Origin of the sequence: Pseudomonas syringae group sp. J254-4 (genome assembly GCF_032586855.1) — a bacterium.
Taxonomy (GTDB): Bacteria; Pseudomonadota; Gammaproteobacteria; order Pseudomonadales; family Pseudomonadaceae; genus Aquipseudomonas; species Aquipseudomonas amygdali.
Window position 1 is genome coordinate 1 of record NZ_JAWHOO010000014.1, and the last position, 16,901, is coordinate 16,901.

General features: G+C 59.3%; 16 protein-coding genes and 2 tRNA genes. 7 read left to right on the top strand and 11 right to left on the bottom strand.

Features of this window, described 5'->3' with window-relative positions; translation table 11 throughout:
* Position 1: 1 nt before the first annotated feature.
* Together RYB09_RS17050 and RYB09_RS17055 are read right to left on the bottom strand one after the other, a co-directional pair.
* Positions 2–74, bottom strand: a tRNA-Gly gene (locus RYB09_RS17050).
* Between the two features lie 2 nt (positions 75–76).
* Positions 77–152 (bottom strand) — tRNA-Glu (locus tag RYB09_RS17055).
* 294 nt (positions 153–446) lie between these two features.
* Between RYB09_RS17055 and RYB09_RS17060 the strand changes: the two genes are divergently transcribed.
* Entirely contained in the window at positions 447–1,205 is a 759-nt protein-coding gene (locus tag RYB09_RS17060) for a hypothetical protein (RefSeq protein WP_058401291.1), read from the top strand.
* Positions 1,206–1,259: 54 nt separating this feature from the next.
* On the opposite strand, the gene RYB09_RS17065 is transcribed toward RYB09_RS17060, so the two are convergent.
* The gene (locus RYB09_RS17065; protein WP_316889460.1) at positions 1,260–1,742 is read right to left on the bottom strand and encodes a GAF domain-containing protein; all 483 of its coding nucleotides are present in this window, start codon (positions 1,740–1,742) and stop codon (positions 1,260–1,262) included.
* Positions 1,739–2,629, bottom strand: coding sequence for an ATP-binding protein (locus RYB09_RS17070; protein WP_058401290.1), 891 nt, complete (start codon positions 2,627–2,629; stop codon positions 1,739–1,741). The genes RYB09_RS17065 and RYB09_RS17070 overlap by 4 nt, the downstream gene beginning before the upstream one ends.
* 80 nt (positions 2,630–2,709) lie before the next feature.
* On the opposite strand from RYB09_RS17070, the gene RYB09_RS17075 reads away from it, so the two are divergent.
* Positions 2,710–5,058 (top strand): ATP-binding protein, encoded by a 2,349-nt coding sequence (locus tag RYB09_RS17075; protein ID WP_316889463.1) that lies wholly within the window; start codon positions 2,710–2,712, stop codon positions 5,056–5,058.
* Between the two features lie 6 nt (positions 5,059–5,064).
* Here the strand turns inward: RYB09_RS17075 and RYB09_RS17080 are convergent, their stop codons facing one another.
* A complete protein-coding gene (locus RYB09_RS17080; RefSeq protein WP_316889464.1) occupies positions 5,065–5,550 on the bottom strand; it encodes a glutathione peroxidase in 486 nt (161 codons plus the stop codon).
* Between the two features lie 150 nt (positions 5,551–5,700).
* Complete coding sequence (gene msrB, locus RYB09_RS17085) at positions 5,701–6,096, bottom strand: peptide-methionine (R)-S-oxide reductase MsrB (protein WP_002554534.1); 396 nt, start codon at positions 6,094–6,096, stop codon at positions 5,701–5,703.
* A gap of 190 nt (positions 6,097–6,286) precedes the next feature.
* Between msrB and RYB09_RS17090 the strand changes: the two genes are divergently transcribed.
* Both RYB09_RS17090 and htpX read left to right on the top strand, forming a co-directional pair.
* Positions 6,287–7,498, top strand: coding sequence for a pyridoxal phosphate-dependent aminotransferase (locus tag RYB09_RS17090; RefSeq protein ID WP_004657364.1), 1,212 nt, complete (start codon positions 6,287–6,289; stop codon positions 7,496–7,498).
* Positions 7,499–7,764: 266 nt separating this feature from the next.
* On the top strand, positions 7,765–8,652 hold the full coding sequence (gene htpX, locus RYB09_RS17095) for a protease HtpX (protein ID WP_003418061.1): 888 nt from the start codon (positions 7,765–7,767) through the stop codon (positions 8,650–8,652).
* A gap of 148 nt (positions 8,653–8,800) precedes the next feature.
* On the opposite strand, the gene RYB09_RS17100 is transcribed toward htpX, so the two are convergent.
* Entirely contained in the window at positions 8,801–9,463 is a 663-nt protein-coding gene (locus RYB09_RS17100; protein ID WP_316889467.1) for a thiopurine S-methyltransferase, read from the bottom strand.
* Positions 9,464–9,564: 101 nt separating this feature from the next.
* Between RYB09_RS17100 and RYB09_RS17105 the strand changes: the two genes are divergently transcribed.
* Positions 9,565–10,332, top strand: coding sequence for a class III extradiol ring-cleavage dioxygenase (locus tag RYB09_RS17105; protein WP_316889469.1), 768 nt, complete (start codon positions 9,565–9,567; stop codon positions 10,330–10,332).
* A 90-nt stretch (positions 10,333–10,422) separates the two neighbouring features.
* On the opposite strand, the gene RYB09_RS17110 is transcribed toward RYB09_RS17105, so the two are convergent.
* Together RYB09_RS17110 and RYB09_RS17115 are read right to left on the bottom strand one after the other, a co-directional pair.
* Entirely contained in the window at positions 10,423–12,129 is a 1,707-nt protein-coding gene (locus RYB09_RS17110) for a DEAD/DEAH box helicase (RefSeq protein WP_177342374.1), read from the bottom strand.
* 421 nt (positions 12,130–12,550) lie between these two features.
* Positions 12,551–13,312: a spermidine synthase gene (locus RYB09_RS17115; RefSeq protein WP_002554539.1), complete on the bottom strand. Its 762-nt coding sequence runs from the start codon at positions 13,310–13,312 to the stop codon at positions 12,551–12,553.
* A gap of 171 nt (positions 13,313–13,483) precedes the next feature.
* Between RYB09_RS17115 and RYB09_RS17120 the strand changes: the two genes are divergently transcribed.
* Positions 13,484–14,830, top strand: coding sequence for a class II 3-deoxy-7-phosphoheptulonate synthase (locus RYB09_RS17120; protein WP_002554540.1), 1,347 nt, complete (start codon positions 13,484–13,486; stop codon positions 14,828–14,830).
* Positions 14,831–14,848: 18 nt separating this feature from the next.
* Here the strand turns inward: RYB09_RS17120 and RYB09_RS17125 are convergent, their stop codons facing one another.
* A complete protein-coding gene (locus tag RYB09_RS17125) occupies positions 14,849–15,082 on the bottom strand; it encodes a DUF1127 domain-containing protein (protein ID WP_058401285.1) in 234 nt (77 codons plus the stop codon).
* Between the two features lie 67 nt (positions 15,083–15,149).
* Here RYB09_RS17125 and RYB09_RS17130 point away from each other — a divergent pair, with 67 nt between their 5' ends.
* Positions 15,150–16,046 carry a LysR substrate-binding domain-containing protein gene (locus RYB09_RS17130; protein WP_058401284.1) on the top strand — a complete coding sequence of 299 codons (897 nt, stop codon included), beginning with the start codon at positions 15,150–15,152 and terminating at the stop codon, positions 16,044–16,046.
* On the opposite strand, the gene RYB09_RS17135 is transcribed toward RYB09_RS17130, so the two are convergent.
* Complete coding sequence (locus tag RYB09_RS17135; RefSeq protein ID WP_193601364.1) at positions 16,036–16,782, bottom strand: sulfite exporter TauE/SafE family protein; 747 nt, start codon at positions 16,780–16,782, stop codon at positions 16,036–16,038. The two genes, RYB09_RS17130 and RYB09_RS17135, sit on opposite strands and share 11 nt — an antisense overlap.
* Positions 16,783–16,901 lie beyond the last annotated feature (119 nt).

Below are 16,901 nucleotides of genomic sequence, written 5' to 3' on the forward strand. Positions count from 1 at the left end.
GAGCGGGAAACGAGACTCGAACTCGCGACCCCGACCTTGGCAAGGTCGTGCTCTACCAACTGAGCTATTCCCGCAATGGCGTCCCCTAGGGGACTCGAACCCCTGTTACCGCCGTGAAAGGGCGGTGTCCTAGGCCACTAGACGAAGGGGACACACGTACAACATTCACTACTTATTTGCGCTACGCTGTGTGCTTTACGCTGTAAGTGGCGCGCATTCTATGGATGGATTGAGGGGTCGTCAACCCCCATGTGAAAATTTATTGAAATCAATAACTTCGATGCCGTTCAGACGCTGACCGACTGTCGCCAATCATTCAGCTGCCTAATCTATATAGAAGAGATGCCGACAAACTCCAGGAGGGACATCTATGCGCAGTAGTGCTTAGCCACTACACTCGCACTAAAACTAATTGAACAAATGAGGTTTGCACAGTGACTCCACTCATGATCACGCTGATGGTAGTAGCAGGTATCGCTCTGCTCATCGCGATCGGCTACCTGAATCACGTCGCTGAAAACGGCAAACTGGAGAAGGCCCGCACCAAGGTCGAACTCAGTGATCGCTTGCGTCGCTGCAGCGAAATCACCGAAGTATTCCCCGGCCAGTTGATGTCGCCAGCCTTGAAGCTGCTGCTTACGCGTCTGGAACTGAACGTCGTGCAGCGCATGCTCAGCCTGGACAAGGGTAACGCTCAACTCAAGCACCGCATCGGCGAGCTGGAAGAGCAGATCGGCAAGGGCGAACGCATCGACATCCCCAACCCGGTCACGCCGATCCAGACCGAAGCCAAGGCCAAGGACGTGCGTTTCCTTCTGGAAGCCCTGCATGGTCAGGTGACCCGCGCTGCGCATGACGGCTTTCTGCAAACCAGCGAAGCCAAACACTGGATCCGCGAAATCCGCACGATTCTGGTCACGCTGCACATAGAGTTCTTCAACAACCTCGGTCAGATGGCCCTCAGCCAGGACCAGCCGGGCCAGGCTCGTCTGGCGTTCGAACGCGGCGTGCAGTATTTGCGCAACCAGCCGGACCCGGTGACGTACCAACAGCAGTTGCTGGCGATGGAAAAACAACTGGCCCGCGCCAACTCGATGGTACTGACCAATACCGCGCCATCCGAAGACGACGACAACGCGCTGACCGAAGGCCTGAAGGCAGACGAAACCGAATCCGAATGGAAGAAGAAAGTCATCTACGATTGATGACTGCCCCGCCGCTGCCGGACCTATGCTCCGGACAGCGGCAGGTCGAGCGGCTCAACAGTCGGTCGATGCCAGAAAGATAGCCGCCAGACGTTCGATCCCCGCCTGATCCACCTCGTTGAAACGCCCCACACTCGGACTGTCCAGGTCCAGCACGCCGATCAGACGCCCGTCCTTGATCAACGGCACCACCAGCTCGCTGTTCGATGCGCTGTCGCAGGCGATGTGCCCGGGAAACTCGTGAACGTCCTGAACACGCTGGGTTTGCCGACTCTGCGCCGCCGCCCCGCAAACGCCGCGACCAAAGGGAATGCGTACGCACGCAATCTGCCCCTGAAACGGACCCAGCACCAACTCTTCGTTGCGATTGAGGTAAAAACCCGCCCAGTTCAGATCGTCGATCTGCGTATAGAGGAATGCCGAGAACTGCGCCGCATTGGCGATGAAGTCGCACTCGTCTGCCAGCAATGCCTCAAGCTGGGCGGCCAGCAGACCGTAGCCATTGAGGCCGGCACCGGTGTTTTGCAAATCGATCATGTGTGTTGCTCCAACAATTCAAGTCCTACCCAGTAACGTGCAAATTGATACGCGCAGCGGCCATTGCGATTGCCACGCGCGGTCGCCCAGCGAATCGCGGCCTTTTCCAGGCTTTCGTCGCGCTGCCATTGCAAGCCGGCCTTGTCTGCCAGTTGCGTGATCCAGTGCTCGACCACGTTCAGGTAATGTTCCTGGGTAAACGGATAAAACGACAGCCACAGGCCGAAGCGGTCAGACAATGCGATCTTGTCTTCCACGGCTTCGCTGGGGTGCAGCTCGCCGTCGACGTGCTTCCAGTCAACGTTGTCGCTTTCCTTCTCGGGCACCAGATGGCGGCGATTGGAGGTGGCATACAGCAACACGTTATCCGGCGCCTGCTCCAGCGAGCCGTCAAGCACGCTTTTCAGCACGCGATAGTCACCTTCACCCGACTCGAACGACAGGTCATCGCAAAACAGTACGAAACGCTGCGTCAGCTTGTGCAATTGCTCGACCACGCGGGGCAAGTCGCCCAGGTGATTGCGCTCGATCTCGATCAGGCGCAAACCGGCCGAAGCGTGCTCGGCCAGCAGAGCGCGGATCAGGGACGACTTGCCGGTGCCGCGAGAACCCCAGAGCAAGGCATGGTTGGCAGGCAGGCCATCGATGAACTGACGTGTATTGCGCCCCAACTGGTCGCGCTGCAGGTCGACGCCGATCAGATCGGTCAGGCGCGTATCCAGGCTCACCTGCAACGGCATCAGGTAGCCGCTACGGCCCTCTTGCACCCAGCGCGCGGCAAGCGTCTGTGACCAGTCGACCGGCTCGCGCACGGCTGGCAACAGCGGTTCCAGCCGGGCCAGCACGGCATCGGCGCGTTGCAGAAAAGCATCCAACCGAGAATCCACGGGATCTCCTTATATTTAACTGATTGGTCAGCAGTGCCTATCAGCTATGCTTGGCCAACCAGAAGTGGCAGTAAGTACTCATGGATATATCGCTCAAAAACAGGCTTTCGTTCAAGCAGGCGCGCCTGGCTGTATTGATCGGCTTCGCGCTGGGCACCTTGCTGAGCCTGTTCCAGATTGCAATCGATTATGCCAGCGAAGACGCGTCCATCAATCGCGAAATCAAATCACTGCTGGAAATCATCCAGAACCCGGCATCGCGCATTGCCTACAACATCGACTCGGAGCTGGCTCAGGAGCTGACACTCGGGCTGCTGCGCTCCCCTGCCGTGGTCAGCGCCAGACTGACCGATAACAATGACGCCGTGCTCGCAAGCGTCGAACGCCCCATGGCGACAGGGCGCTATCGGGTGTTCAGCGATTGGCTGTTCGGTGAAAGCCGCCAGTTTCAGGAAAAACTGCACCTCAACCATTTGCCGGATGAAACCATCGGCACACTGTACCTGACCGTGGACACCTTCGCGTTCGGCAGCCACTTTCTGCAGCGCGCCGAGATTACTCTGCTCAACGGCTTCGTGCGCAGCCTGGCGCTGGCCGGCATTCTGACCATTCTGTTCTATGCCACCCTGACCAAACCGCTGGTAAGGGTGATCCGCGAACTGAGCAGTCGCGACCCGCGCAACCCCGACCAAGGGAAAATAACCTGCCCGCCTCACCATGAGCAGGATGAAATCGGCGTATTGGTCGCGACCTTCAATCGTCAGTTCGAAACCATGAGCAGCGAGTTCTCCAGACGGCGCGCGGCCGAAGATCGGCTGACCGAACATCTCAACGAGCTGGAAAACATTGTTTCGGCACGCACCAATGAGCTCAAGGCCAGCAACATACGCCTGCGCGAATCCAACGAGGAACTGCAGATAGCACGCAGTACGGCGCTGGACATGGCCCATGCGCGCTCGGCGTTTCTGGCGCACATGAGCCACGAAATCCGCACGCCGCTCAACGGCTTGCTGGGCATGCTCGCGCTGTCACTGGACAGCCCGCTCAGCGCCGAGCAGCGCCAGCAACTGATGATCGCCCACGACTCCGGCAAGGTGCTGGTCGAACTGCTCAACGATATTCTCGACATGTCCAAATTCGATGCCGGTCATCTGGAGATCGAGCGCATTCCCTTCGACCTGGGGGTGTTGATCGAAGACACCGCCAACCTGCTGTCACAAAACGCGGCGCCCAGCGTAGAGCTGACCTGCCTGATTGCGCCGGACTTTCCGGCCATGGTTACCGGCGACCCGACCCGTGTGCGGCAGATCGTCAGCAACCTGCTGTCCAACGCACTCAAATTCACCCGTTTCGGGCGCGTGGATGTACGTCTGACTCACCATAAGGATGTCAGCGGAGAAAACCGGGTGCGCATCGAAGTCCGCGACACCGGCATCGGGATTGCGCAGGACGCCCAGGCGAAAATCTTCCAGCCGTTCACTCAGGCAGAAACCGCCATCACTCGGCAGTATGGCGGCACCGGGCTGGGTCTGGCGTTGACCAATAATCTCTGTGAAGCCATGAATGGCACGCTGAGTATTCAGTCGCAGTCCGGCTTCGGCAGTCAGTTCTGCGCCGAACTGCCGTTGCCGGTGCATGTATCCGCAGTCACTCAGACCGCGCTCAGGGGCCGGGTCACTGTGGTCAGCTCGGCCGGCAGCGGCCTGGTGGAACTGCTTGGCAACCTGCTGCCAACCTGGGGGGTCGATCTAAAACGACGCAGCATTGATGATCGCCCGGAAGACGCGGACCTCGACAGCAGCCCGGACCTGGTCATTACCGACTGCCCTGAGTGCCTGTTTGCGATCCGCCCCACTACCCCCGTGCCGATCCTGTTGGTCACCGCCTATGGCAATTTCATGCCCGGCGAACAGGTTACGGCCCTTGCCCCGCTGCAACAGCAGGCTCGACCGCTGGCGCGCAACGCGCTTTACCACACGCTGCGGCGCGTACTCGGTCAGGAAGATACAGGCGTCAGGGACACAAAAGCGCCAGAGCAAACGGCTCAACGGATGGCCAGAGTACTGTTGGTGGAAGACAACCCGGTCAATCAACTAGTGGCCAAGGGCATCCTCGGCAAGCTGGGGTGCGAAGTGATCATCAGCAGTCACGGCGGCGAGGCCCTGGAACAACTGGAGCAAGGCCACTTTGACTTGGTGTTGATGGACTGCAACATGCCGGTCATGGACGGCTATGAAGCCAGCCGCCAGATCCGCAGCAGCGGCCGCTGGCCAAACCTGCCGATCGTGGCGCTTACCGCCAACGCCATGCCCGATGAGCGAGAGCGCTGCAAGGCGGCAGGCATGAACGACTACCTCGCCAAGCCGTTCCGGCGCGCCGAACTGGCGGGCATTCTGGACCAGTGGATTCCCATCGCTGACATCCGCTGAAACGGCTTAGCGCAGCAGCGCTTCGATTTCACCGGTCAGTTCCTCGGGCTTGGTCAACGGCGCGAAACGCTTGACCAGCGCGCCATCCCTGCCAATCAGGAACTTGGTGAAATTCCACTTGATTCGCTCGCTCCCCAGCAACCCCGGTGCCTGCTGTTTGAGTTGAACGAACAAGGGATGGGCCTGAGCGCCGTTTACGTCGATCTTCTTGAACAGCGGGAAGCTGACCCCGTAGTTCAGTTCACAAAACCCTGAAATAGCGCCCTCGTCACCCGGCTCCTGCTTGCCGAACTGATTGCAAGGGAACCCCAGTACCACCAGCCCTTTATCCTTGTAGTCCAGCCAGAGTTTTTCCAGGCCTTTATATTGTGGGGTGAAGCCGCATTTGCTGGCTGTATTGACTACCAGCACCGCCTTGCCAGCGTAATCGGCCAGGGTTTTCTGTTCTCCCTTGATCGTAGTGACCGGGATACTCAGCAGGTTTTCACTCATCAAAAGAGGCCTCAAGACCAGGCGGTGGCTGGAGCGGAATGTAAGCACTGACGTTAGCCTGCAACGAAGCGTGGCGCACGCCAATTTTCGGTATTGATACGGGTCGATAAGCCCGGAGCCGCTGCACGCAGCGGCACAACAATCTCACGGCTACTGGCGCGGGACCAGGTCCAGGCATACCGAGTTGATGCAGTAACGCAGCCCGGTCGGTGGCGGACCATCGGGAAACACATGACCCAGGTGGGCGTCGCATTTGGCACAGACCACTTCGGTACGAATCATGCCGTGGCTGACATCGCGCACTTCGACCACCGCGCTGCCTTCCAGCGGTGCGTAGAAGCTGGGCCAGCCGCAGCCCGAATCGAACTTGGTCGTGGAATCGAACAGCGGCTCATTGCAGCAGATGCAGTGGTAGACGCCTTCTGTCTTTGTCTCGTTGTACTTACCGGAAAACGGCCGCTCGGTGCCTTTCAGGCGGCAAACCTGATACTGCGCCGGGTCGAGCATCTCTTTCCACTCTTCAAGCGTTTTCTGCAACTTGTCCACAGGTACACCTCCGAATTCGAAAAACCCCGATCTGTACCTTTTCCACAGATCAGGTGGCACGTATGATTGCGCCAGGTCAGACGTCAGTCTGGCACCCGCGTTTGTCGCATACAAACCCATTTTCATGGCGAACGTGCTGCGACCTTCATTGCAAGCCGGCAACAGCTCGTCCATTTTCGGGATCATCACCATGCAGTTCAACAAATCGAACAAGCTCGCAAACGTCTGCTACGACATTCGCGGGCCGGTGCTCAAGCACGCCAAACGCCTGGAGGAGGAAGGCCATCGCATCCTCAAGCTGAACATCGGCAACCCGGCACCGTTTGGTTTCGAGGCGCCGGACGAAATCCTGCAGGACGTGATCCGCAACCTGCCGACTGCCCAGGGCTACAGCGACTCCAAGGGCCTGTTCAGCGCCCGCAAGGCTGTGATGCAGTATTACCAGCAGAAGCAGGTCGAAGGCGTCGGCATCGAAGACATCTATCTGGGCAACGGCGTGTCCGAGCTGATCGTGATGTCGATGCAGGCGTTGCTCAACAACGGCGACGAAGTGCTGGTTCCGGCACCCGATTATCCCTTGTGGACCGCAGCAGTGGCGCTGTCCGGCGGCAGCCCGGTGCATTATCTGTGCGACGAGCAGGCCAACTGGTGGCCGGACCTTGAAGACATCAAGGCCAAAATCACGCCGAACACCAAGGCCATGGTGATCATCAACCCGAACAACCCGACCGGCGCAGTGTATTCCCGCGAGGTATTGCTGGGCATGCTGGAGCTGGCTCGCCAGCATAATCTGGTGGTGTTCTCCGACGAAATCTACGACAAGATCCTCTACGACGACGCCGTGCACATCTGCACTGCCTCGCTGGCGCCGGACCTGCTGTGCCTGACCTTCAACGGTTTGTCCAAGTCGTATCGGGTCGCTGGCTTCCGCTCCGGCTGGATTGCCATTTCCGGGCCGAAACACAACGCGCAGAGCTACATCGAGGGCATCGACATCCTGGCCAACATGCGCCTGTGTGCCAACGTGCCGAGCCAGCACGCCATCCAGACCGCACTGGGCGGCTATCAGAGCATCAATGACCTGATCCTGCCGCCAGGCCGTCTGCTGGAGCAACGCAACCGCACCTGGGAGCTGCTCAACGATATTCCCGGCGTCAGCTGCGTCAAGCCGATGGGCGCGCTGTATGCGTTCCCGCGTATCGACCCGAAGGTCTGCCCGATCTTCAACGACGAGAAGTTCGTCCTCGATCTGCTGCTCTCGGAAAAACTGCTGGTGGTTCAGGGCACGGCGTTCAACTGGCCCTACCCTGATCACTTCCGCGTCGTGACCTTGCCGCGCGTTGATGAGCTGGAGCAGGCCATTGGCCGCATCGGTAACTTCCTGAAGGGTTATCGTCAGTAAACAGACACCGCCCCTCTCGCAACGCATCCCTGCCCCGACCTGTTCGGGGCAGTTTATTTGTGCCCTGCCAAAACAGCATCACCGCCCTGCCCTCACCCCCTCAGGCGTCGACCACTCTGGCTCAGGCGCCGTTCAGCTTTGCGGGATTACCATCGATTGCGTGAAGAGGACACAGTTTGAAATAGTCCCTCTGTTGAATAGCAGCGGGCATCACCTTATATACCCGGCATCGAGTTACATATTTACCTGAGGAGAACGTTTCGACCATGATGCGCATTTTGCTGTTTTTGGCCACTAACCTTGCGGTCGTGCTGATTGCCAGCATCACCCTGAGCCTTTTTGGCTTCAATGGGTTCATGGCGGCCAACGGGGTTGATCTGAACCTCAATCAGCTGCTGGTTTTCTGCGCTGTGTTCGGTTTCGCGGGCTCGTTGTTCTCGCTGTTCATCTCCAAGTGGATGGCGAAAATGAGTACCGGCACTCAGATCATCAGTCAGCCTCGCACCCGCCATGAGCAATGGTTGCTGCAGACCGTTGAACAACTGTCCCGCGATGCGGGCATCAAGATGCCGGAAGTCGGTATTTTCCCGGCGTATGAAGCCAACGCATTCGCCACGGGCTGGAACAAGAACGATGCACTGGTTGCGGTAAGCCAAGGCCTGCTCGAGCGGTTCTCGCCGGATGAGGTGAAAGCCGTACTGGCGCACGAAATCGGCCACGTTGCCAACGGCGACATGGTCACACTGGCGCTGGTGCAGGGTGTGGTGAACACGTTTGTGATGTTCTTTGCCCGCATCATCGGCAACTTCGTCGACAAGGTGATCTTCAAGACCGAGAACGGTCAGGGCATTGCCTACTACATCACGACGATTTTCGCCGAGCTGGTATTGGGCTTTCTGGCCAGCGCCATCGTCATGTGGTTCTCGCGCAAACGCGAATTCCGCGCTGACGACGCAGGTGCCCGACTGGCCGGCACGGACGCGATGATCGGTGCGCTGCAACGCCTGCGTTCCGAACAGGGCGTACCGGTGAACATGCCTGACAGCCTGACGGCGTTCGGTATCAACGCCGGTCTGAAGAAAGGCCTGGCAGGGCTGTTCATGAGCCACCCGCCGCTGGAGCAACGCATCGAGGCCCTGCGCCGCCGCGGTTGATCCTACCAACGCGATAGCTTTCGCCCCGCGCACAGCAATGAGAGGTGTTCTACCGGACACCTCTCGTTGCTCACGCTCCACATGGGAATGCAGTTCGTGACGTTCTGCGCCAAACGGCTCTGCGATCGGAGAAGAATTCAGGCCCAACTCAGCGCGATTGACGCTCCAACCTATAAACGTGCTCATCCATGCGCTCCAATCCGGCCCTCAACGCCTTGGGACTGCTGTGTAGCGCATCTTGCTCGCTGACCTTCGTGATTTCCCAGCTTCCGGATACAAACGCCTGCAGCCACGTGTGCGGCACGGAGAATGGCGGGCCTTCGAGCAGGTTTTGGTCGTATTCAAGGGTGACCAGCAGGCCACTGCATGCCCGAGGCATCAACGCTTCAAGCTGCTGCACATAGCGCTCGCGCATGTCAGCAGGCAAGGCAATCAAGGCGGCACGGTCATAAAAGGCTGTGCAGTGACCAATATCGTGCGCCGTGAGGGCGAAAAAATCGCCGCACCAGATTTCGATGCCCGGCGCTGCATAGACGCTGAAGTCGCCCTTGCGCGTGATCTGCGGTTGCACACCGCGCTCATTGAAATAGCCTGCTACCGCTGCCTCGGAAAGCTCTGCGCCGACTACGTAGCAACCTTGCTCGATCAACCAGTTCATATCCAGGCTTTTGCCGCACAACGGCACCAGAACCCGAGCCCCAGACTCAAGTCTCAAAAGAGGCCAATGCTGTCGCAGGTCCTGATTGACCTGCGCCTGATGAAAGCCAATCTGTCCTGCCTGCCAACGCTGCAGCCAAAAATCCGCCTGCATGAAACCTCCTGAAAATTCGATCAAAAAGCGCCATAACTTATATTAGATTTAGATCATGAGAATGAACGACTATGGGGCATTCTCATATTCTGGAGCGTTAAATGTTCCCAAGCCTGTTTATTTCCCATGGCTCCCCCATGCTCGCGCTGGAGCCCGGCGAGAGTGGCCCCGCCCTGACGCGATTGGCCGCCAGCTTGCCCAGGCCTCGCGTCATCGTAGTGGTGTCTGCACACTGGGAAAGCCACGAACTGATCGTCAACGGCAACCCACAACCCGAGACCTGGCATGATTTCGGCGGCTTTGCGGCAGAATTGTTTGCGGTGCAATACCCGGCGAAAGGTCTGCCTGAACTGAGCCGCACAATAGTCGAGCTGCTGGCCGCCAGCGATCTGCCCGCACGCATCGACAGCAGACGACCGTTCGACCACGGCGTCTGGGTGCCATTGTCGTTGATGTACCCGAACGCCGATATTCCGGTGGTGCAGATCTCACTGCCTAGCCTTCAGGGGCCCGAGCTCCAGACACGGGTGGGCCGCGCGCTGGCCAGCCTGCGCGAACAGGGTGTATTGATTATCGGCTCTGGCAGCATCACGCATAACCTGCGCGATCTGGACTGGAACGCCGGCCCCGGAAGCGCAGAGCCATGGGCTGTGACATTTCGTGACTGGATGATCGACAAGCTGCAAAAAGAAGATGAAGCCGCCCTGCACCACTACCGCAGTCTCGCCCCCCATGCGATGCGAGCGCACCCGAGTGACGAGCATTTGCTGCCGCTGTATTTCGCACGGGGCGCAGGCGGAGCATTCAGTGTTGCCCATCAAGGCTTCACTATGGGGGCGCTCGGAATGGATATCTATCGGTTCGGCTGAATCCGAAAACGCCGAGTCGCCTGAATTCAGCGCAAAAAAATCCCCGAACCAGTCGGGGATTTTTTATTGACCTATCAGCTCAGAAGCCGATCAGTCTTCGCGATAGCGACGCAGCTTGAGCTGCTTGCCAGCAACACGGGTGTCCTTGAGCTTGGTCAGCAGACGCTCAAGACCATCTTCCGGCAGCTCGACCAGGCTGAAGCTGTCACGCACCTGGATGCGGCCGATAGCTTCGCGGGCCAGGCCGCCTTCGTTGAGGATGGCACCCAGCAGGTTCTTGGCAGCGATACCATCACGCGCACCCAGCGCGGTACGGCAACGAGCACGGCCTTCGGCCAATGGAACCGGCGCACGACGCTCACGCTCAGGACGATCACCACGGTCGCTGCTGCGCTCTGGACGATCACCGCGCGGGGCGTTGTTCGGAACCAGTGGACGCTCGCGCTCGATGGCTGCCAGGGTCAGTGCCTGACCGTTGGTAGCCTTGCGCAGCAGTGCAGCAGCAAGGGCACGCGGGCTGCAGCCGATGTCGGCAGTCAGACGATCGAGCAGATCACCGTGAGTCGATTCGGCATCAGCGACCAGTGGCGACAGGCTGTTGGTCAGCTTCTTGATGCGTGCATCCAGAACGGCCTGGGCATCCGGCAGGCGGACTTCCGCAACCTTCTGACCGGTAACACGCTCGATCACCTGCAGCATGCGGCGCTCGCGAGGAGTTACCAGCAGCAGTGCACGACCTTCGCGACCGGCACGACCGGTACGGCCGATACGGTGAACGTAGGACTCTGGATCGTAAGGCATGTCCACGTTGAATACGTGGGTGATACGCGGAACGTCAAGACCACGGGCAGCAACGTCGGTCGCTACAACGATGTCCAGACGGCCATCCTTGAGGGAATCGATAACGCGCTCGCGCTGGTTCTGAGCGATGTCACCGTTCAGTGCAGCAGCCTTGTAGCCTTTGGCTTCAAGGGCGCTTGCCAGGTCCAGGGTCGCCTGCTTGGTGCGGACGAACATGATCAGGGCGTCGAAGTCTTCGACTTCCAGCAGGCTCAATACAGCCGAGGTCTTCTGGTCAGCGTGAACCAGCAGATGAGCCTGCTCGATCGCGGTAACGGTCTGGGTCTTGGTCTGGATCTTGACGTGCTTCGGATCACGCAGATGGCGCTCGGCGATGGCACGGATCGACTGTGGCAGCGTTGCCGAGAACAGTACGGTCTGGCGGGTTTCAGGCATGGCCTTGAAGATGACTTCGAGGTCGTCCATGAAGCCCAGCTTGAGCATTTCGTCTGCTTCATCGAGAACCAGATGGTTCACGGTTGCCAGGACTTTCTCGTCACGACGCAGGTGGTCGCAGAGACGGCCAGGGGTGGCGACAACAATTTGTGCGCCGTTGCGGATAGCCTTGAGCTGCGGGCCCATTGGCGCGCCGCCGTAGACCGCTACAACGGTCACGCCCGGCATTTGTTTTGCGTAGGTCTCGAACGCGGTGGCAACCTGAAGTGCCAGTTCGCGGGTCGGGGCCAGGATCAGTGCTTGCGGCTCGCGCTTGCTCGGGTCGATGCGATGCAGGATAGGCAGTGCGAACGCGGCGGTTTTACCCGTACCGGTTTGCGCCTGACCAATCATGTCGTGACCGGCGAGAATAATCGGGATCGATTGCTGCTGAATGGCCGAAGGCTCTTCGTAGCCAGTGGCGACGACTGCTGCAACGATATTTGGATGAAGTTCGAGAGCGGCGAAGCCGCCGATTTCCTGGGTCATGGGTCTGCCTCTAGTGCATCCGCAAAGACCCATGCTTCAAAGCTGCGCGTGCCGTGTACGACCTTGAGGTCACCCTGGCTGCTTTGTCGGCGGGGATTTGCGAAAACGTTTGATGAATGGATCGTCCAGGCTAGTCCGTTGTGCGAACAAGCAACCGAAGCTGGCTTCGGGGTACTGCAATACCTTGACGAGGGCCCTGTTAAGGCCGGCGCGCACTATACCGGAAATACGCACCTTAGTGAGTCTTTTTTTGCGAAACATTGCGCCATCCTTGAGCAACCCAAGGCCCTTGGTCCGGGCAGAGGGCTGGCCGACAAGGGCGCGGGCCCGAGATTGCGGGCGTTGCCGCTTAAACGTTTAATCTGCTCTTGCGGATGGCCGGCATCCCGACCTGCGGGGTGTGGCGAATTGTCTCACCCCTGATTTCAGAACAGTCAGCACATGCTTCGCCCTTTCAGGTCGCGGAACGGACCGCTCTGATCAACGACTCCAGCGAGTACCCCAAATGCGGCGCAAGTGCCTCGGCACGCGAACTCAGTGCCTCGATATCCAGCGTCTGATCGAGGTCGGCAGGCACGATCAGAATGACGTTGCCCTCCTTTACCGGCAGCTCCCAGTAATGACGGTGGTACAAACCCCGCAGCAAGGCCGCACCCAGCGGTTTGCCGTCGTCGGTGGCCCACTGGTTGATGATCAGCCAGCCACCGGGATTGAGGCGTTGCTGGCAGCCCTGCAAAAAATTCCAGGCCAAATGCCCGACGCCCGGCCCGACATCGGTGTAAAGGTCGACAAAGATCAGGTCGGCAGGCTCTGCGCTGTCCAGCAACTCCAGCGCATCGCCGATGCGGATATACAGACGCGGATCGTCATCGAGCCCCATGAACTCCATGGCCAGGCGCGGCACATCAGGGCGAAGCTCGATGACTTCAACGTCTTCAAGCGGCAGGAACTTCATGCAGGCCTGGGTCAGCGTACCCGCACCCAGCCCCAGAAACAGCGCGCTGTCCGGCGCATCGTGACACAGTGCGCCGATCAGCATCGCGCGGGTATAGTCGTATTCCAGCCAGCTCGGGTCAGCCGTAAACGTGCAGCTCTGCTCGATGGCCTCGCCAAACTCCAGAAAGCGGTAATCCTCCACTTCCAGCACGCGGATCATGCCGAAGTCGTCGTGGACCTCGGCCAGAATTCGTTCTACGCGCTCACGCTCTTCCGTCATTACCGTTCCTGGTCATCGCTGCGCCGAGCGCAAAACGCGAATTGTCCGGCAAGCGCGCGGCTTTGTCACACATTGCCGGGCGCTATGCCATCCCGGTGGTCTGCCCTACGCTGGCAGAGCAACGGCGAACTGCTAACATGCTGGCCCGATTGCACAACCCTAGAGCCAATAATGAGCCAACCCTGGAGCCCCGACAGCTGGCGGGCACTGCCGATTCAGCAGCAACCTCACTACCCTGACGCCGCGCACCTGCTGAAGGTCGAACAGACCCTGGCCAGCTATCCGCCGCTGGTGTTTGCCGGCGAAGCCCGAGAGTTGCGCCGCCAGTTTGCCGAAGTGACCCAGGGTCGCGCGTTCCTGCTACAGGGCGGCGACTGCGCGGAAAGCTTCATGGAGTTTTCCGCAGCCAAGATTCGCGACACGTTCAAGGTGCTGCTGCAGATGGCCATCGTTATGACCTTCGCCGCCGGTTGCCCGGTGGTGAAAGTCGGACGCATGGCCGGACAATTTGCCAAACCTCGCTCGGCCAACGACGAAATCATCGACGGCGTAACGCTCCCGGCGTATCGCGGTGACATCGTCAACGGTATCGGTTTCGATGAGAAAAGCCGTGTGCCGGACCCCGAACGCCTGCTGCAAGCCTATAACCAGTCCACCGCCACCCTGAACCTGTTGCGCGCTTTCGCCCAGGGCGGGTTTGCCGACCTGCATCAGGTGCACAAGTGGAATCTGGACTTCATCGCCAACTCGGCGCTGGCCGAAAAATACAGCCAGCTGGCCGGACGCATCGATGAAACGCTTGCGTTCATGCGCGCCTGCGGCATGGACAGCTCGCCGCAACTGCGTGAAACCAGCTTTTTCACCGCCCACGAGGCATTGCTGCTCAATTACGAAGAAGCCTTCGTGCGGCGCGACAGCCTGACCAATGATTACTACGATTGCTCGGCACACATGCTATGGATCGGCGACCGTACCCGGCAACTGGACGGCGCGCATGTCGAATTCCTGCGCGGGGTGAACAACCCGATCGGCGTCAAGGTCGGCCCGAGCATGAACACCGACGACCTGATTCGTCTGATCGACATCCTCAACCCTGACAACGATCCGGGCCGTCTCAACCTGATCGCGCGGATGGGTGCAAACAAGGTCGGCGATCACCTGCCACAGCTGATTCGTGCGGTCGAGCGCGAAGGCCGCAAAGTGCTGTGGAGCTCCGACCCGATGCACGGCAACACCATCAAGGCCAGCAGCGGCTACAAAACCCGCGACTTTGCGCAGATCCTCGGCGAAGTGAAGCAGTTCTTTCAAGTACATCAGGCTGAAGGCACTTATGCCGGAGGCATCCATATCGAAATGACCGGGCAAAACGTCACCGAATGCATCGGCGGCGCCCGCCCCATCACTGAAGATGGTCTTTCGGATCGCTACCACACCCACTGCGACCCGCGCATGAACGCCGATCAGTCGCTGGAGCTGGCGTTCCTGATTGCCGAAACCCTGAAGCAGGTCCGGCGCTAAGCAGAGCAAGCCGCCCGCTCAGCGCTTGAGCGGGTCATCCCAAAACGGACGCTCGGCTTCCTGCTGAATGTCGGCCCGACTCAGCCCCAGGTCCTTCAGCGTGTCATCACTCATCCGCGCCAGATAGCGGCGTTGACGGTACAGCTCCAGCCAGCGCTGCAAGTGATGCTTCAACCACACCAACGCCTTGCCAGGCTGAGCATGCCCGGCAGGTCTTGCGATCAATACAGACTCTTTTTGACCATTCATCATCTTGCCCTCCGTGTGAGATGACTAAAGTCTCGCGCCTGACATAAGATCAATCCAACGAATGTTTCTTATGCAGTGCATCTGGGAGGTTGATGTATTGGCCAGCTATTCGGGCACCCGTTACCCAGGCATAGACACCGAGCTGCTGCGCACCTTTGTGGCTATTGCCGATCACGGCGGTTTCACTCGCGCAGGCGAGGTGGTCAACCGCACGCAATCGGCGGTCAGCATGCAGATGAAACGCCTCGAAGAGGATGTCGTACAGCGTCAACTGTTCCAGCGTGAAGGCCGGACCCTGAACCTGACGGCAGAGGGCCAGGTGTTACTTGGCTATGCGCGGCGCATCCTCAAGCTGCACAGTGAGGTGTTCAATACGCTGCGCGAGCCACACATGATTGGCGTGGTAAAAATCGGCTCGCCCGACGACTACGTGATGCGCTTTCTGCCCGGCATACTTTCGCAGTTCGCACAGGCCTACCCGCTGGTTCAGGTAGAGGTGCATTGCGAACCCTCCGACCTGCTGCTGCAACGCAATGACCTGGACCTGACCATCGTCACGCGCAAGCCCGGCACCGAGATCGGTACGCTGTTGCGTCACGAGCGCCTGGTCTGGATGGAAGCCAGCGGTTTTGCTCCGCATGAGCAAAACCCCATTCCGCTGGCGATGTTCAATACACACTGCTTCTGTCGCGACTGGGCGTGCAACGCCCTGGACAGCGTGGAGCGTGATTACCGCATCGCCTACAGCAGCTCCAGCATGGCAGCAATCACAGCAGTGGTCAGCGCGGGCCTGGCAGTCACTGCACAGTTTCAAAGCCTGATCACTGCAGATTTGCGCATCATCGGCGCGGCCGAACAATTGCCCGAGCTGCCTACGGCCAGCATCGTACTGCTGCGCAATCCGAAAAACCCCTCGCCCATCACCGAATGCATGGCCGATTACATCATCGACGGCTTCAAACCTTGAGCGCGAGAATCACTGCACAGAGCACCAGAAACACGCAGAACATCAGGCGCAGCGTTCGCTCCGGCAGCGAGTGCGCCAGCTTGACACCCCAACTGATGCTGGCCAGACCACCAATGGCCAATGGAATGCCCATCGACCAGTTGACGTGATCGTGCAGCGCGTAGGTGACCAGCGTGATACCGGTGCTCGGGGCCGCGAGGGACAGCGCCAACCCTTGCGCCACAACCTGTGTCGTGCCAAACACGCTGGTCAGGATCGGCGTGGCCACCACTCCCCCGCCAACGCCAAACAGACCACCGGTCATGCCCGACCCGACACCCAGCAGCCAAAGCCACTTTTCGTGGCGTAACCCGCTGCCGACCTGATGGCTGCGCCAATACATCTGCGCCACGTTGAACACGGTCAGCACCACCAGAAAGCCGACAAAGCCCAGGCGCATGCTTTGCGGATCCACGCGCACCGCCAGCAGCGACGTCAGCCAGGCAAAAATAAAACTGGGAATGATCAACATCAACGCATTACGCAGCAAAATCCGGTTGCGCTGGTTATAGCGCCACAAGGCGAGTAACACGTTAGGCAGCACCATCAACAACGCAGTCCCTTGCGCCAGTTGCTGATCCAGACCGAACAGCACCCCCAGCGCAGGAATTGCCACAAGACCACCACCGATTCCGAACAGCCCCCCCAAGGTGCCCATCGCTGCACCCAGTAACACAAACATCACAATTTCAATCACACTACGTCCCCGCCCAGTCAATGGCCAAATGCTACGCAGTCCTGCGCGCAACCAACACCCGGTGTTACCTGTTTTTTTGCGCGCGGCGCAAGCTGTCAGCGCTTTGAGCCTGCGCGCTA

Coding starts and splice junctions, on each gene's coding strand:
- RYB09_RS17060 (WP_058401291.1), top strand. CDS start 447: ATGATCACGCTGATGGTAGTAGCAGGTATCGCTCTGCTCATCGCGATC.
- RYB09_RS17065 (WP_316889460.1), bottom strand. CDS start 1,742: ATGATCGATTTGCAAAACACCGGTGCCGGCCTCAATGGCTACGGTCTG.
- RYB09_RS17075 (WP_316889463.1), top strand. CDS start 2,710: ATGGATATATCGCTCAAAAACAGGCTTTCGTTCAAGCAGGCGCGCCTG.
- RYB09_RS17080 (WP_316889464.1), bottom strand. CDS start 5,550: ATGAGTGAAAACCTGCTGAGTATCCCGGTCACTACGATCAAGGGAGAA.
- RYB09_RS17090 (WP_004657364.1), top strand. CDS start 6,287: ATGCAGTTCAACAAATCGAACAAGCTCGCAAACGTCTGCTACGACATT.
- htpX (WP_003418061.1), top strand. CDS start 7,765: ATGATGCGCATTTTGCTGTTTTTGGCCACTAACCTTGCGGTCGTGCTG.
- RYB09_RS17100 (WP_316889467.1), bottom strand. CDS start 9,463: ATGCAGGCGGATTTTTGGCTGCAGCGTTGGCAGGCAGGACAGATTGGC.
- RYB09_RS17105 (WP_316889469.1), top strand. CDS start 9,565: ATGTTCCCAAGCCTGTTTATTTCCCATGGCTCCCCCATGCTCGCGCTG.
- RYB09_RS17110 (WP_177342374.1), bottom strand. CDS start 12,129: ATGGGTCTTTGCGGATGCACTAGAGGCAGACCCATGACCCAGGAAATC.
- RYB09_RS17115 (WP_002554539.1), bottom strand. CDS start 13,312: ATGACGGAAGAGCGTGAGCGCGTAGAACGAATTCTGGCCGAGGTCCAC.
- RYB09_RS17120 (WP_002554540.1), top strand. CDS start 13,484: ATGAGCCAACCCTGGAGCCCCGACAGCTGGCGGGCACTGCCGATTCAG.
- RYB09_RS17125 (WP_058401285.1), bottom strand. CDS start 15,082: ATGATGAATGGTCAAAAAGAGTCTGTATTGATCGCAAGACCTGCCGGG.
- RYB09_RS17130 (WP_058401284.1), top strand. CDS start 15,150: ATGCAGTGCATCTGGGAGGTTGATGTATTGGCCAGCTATTCGGGCACC.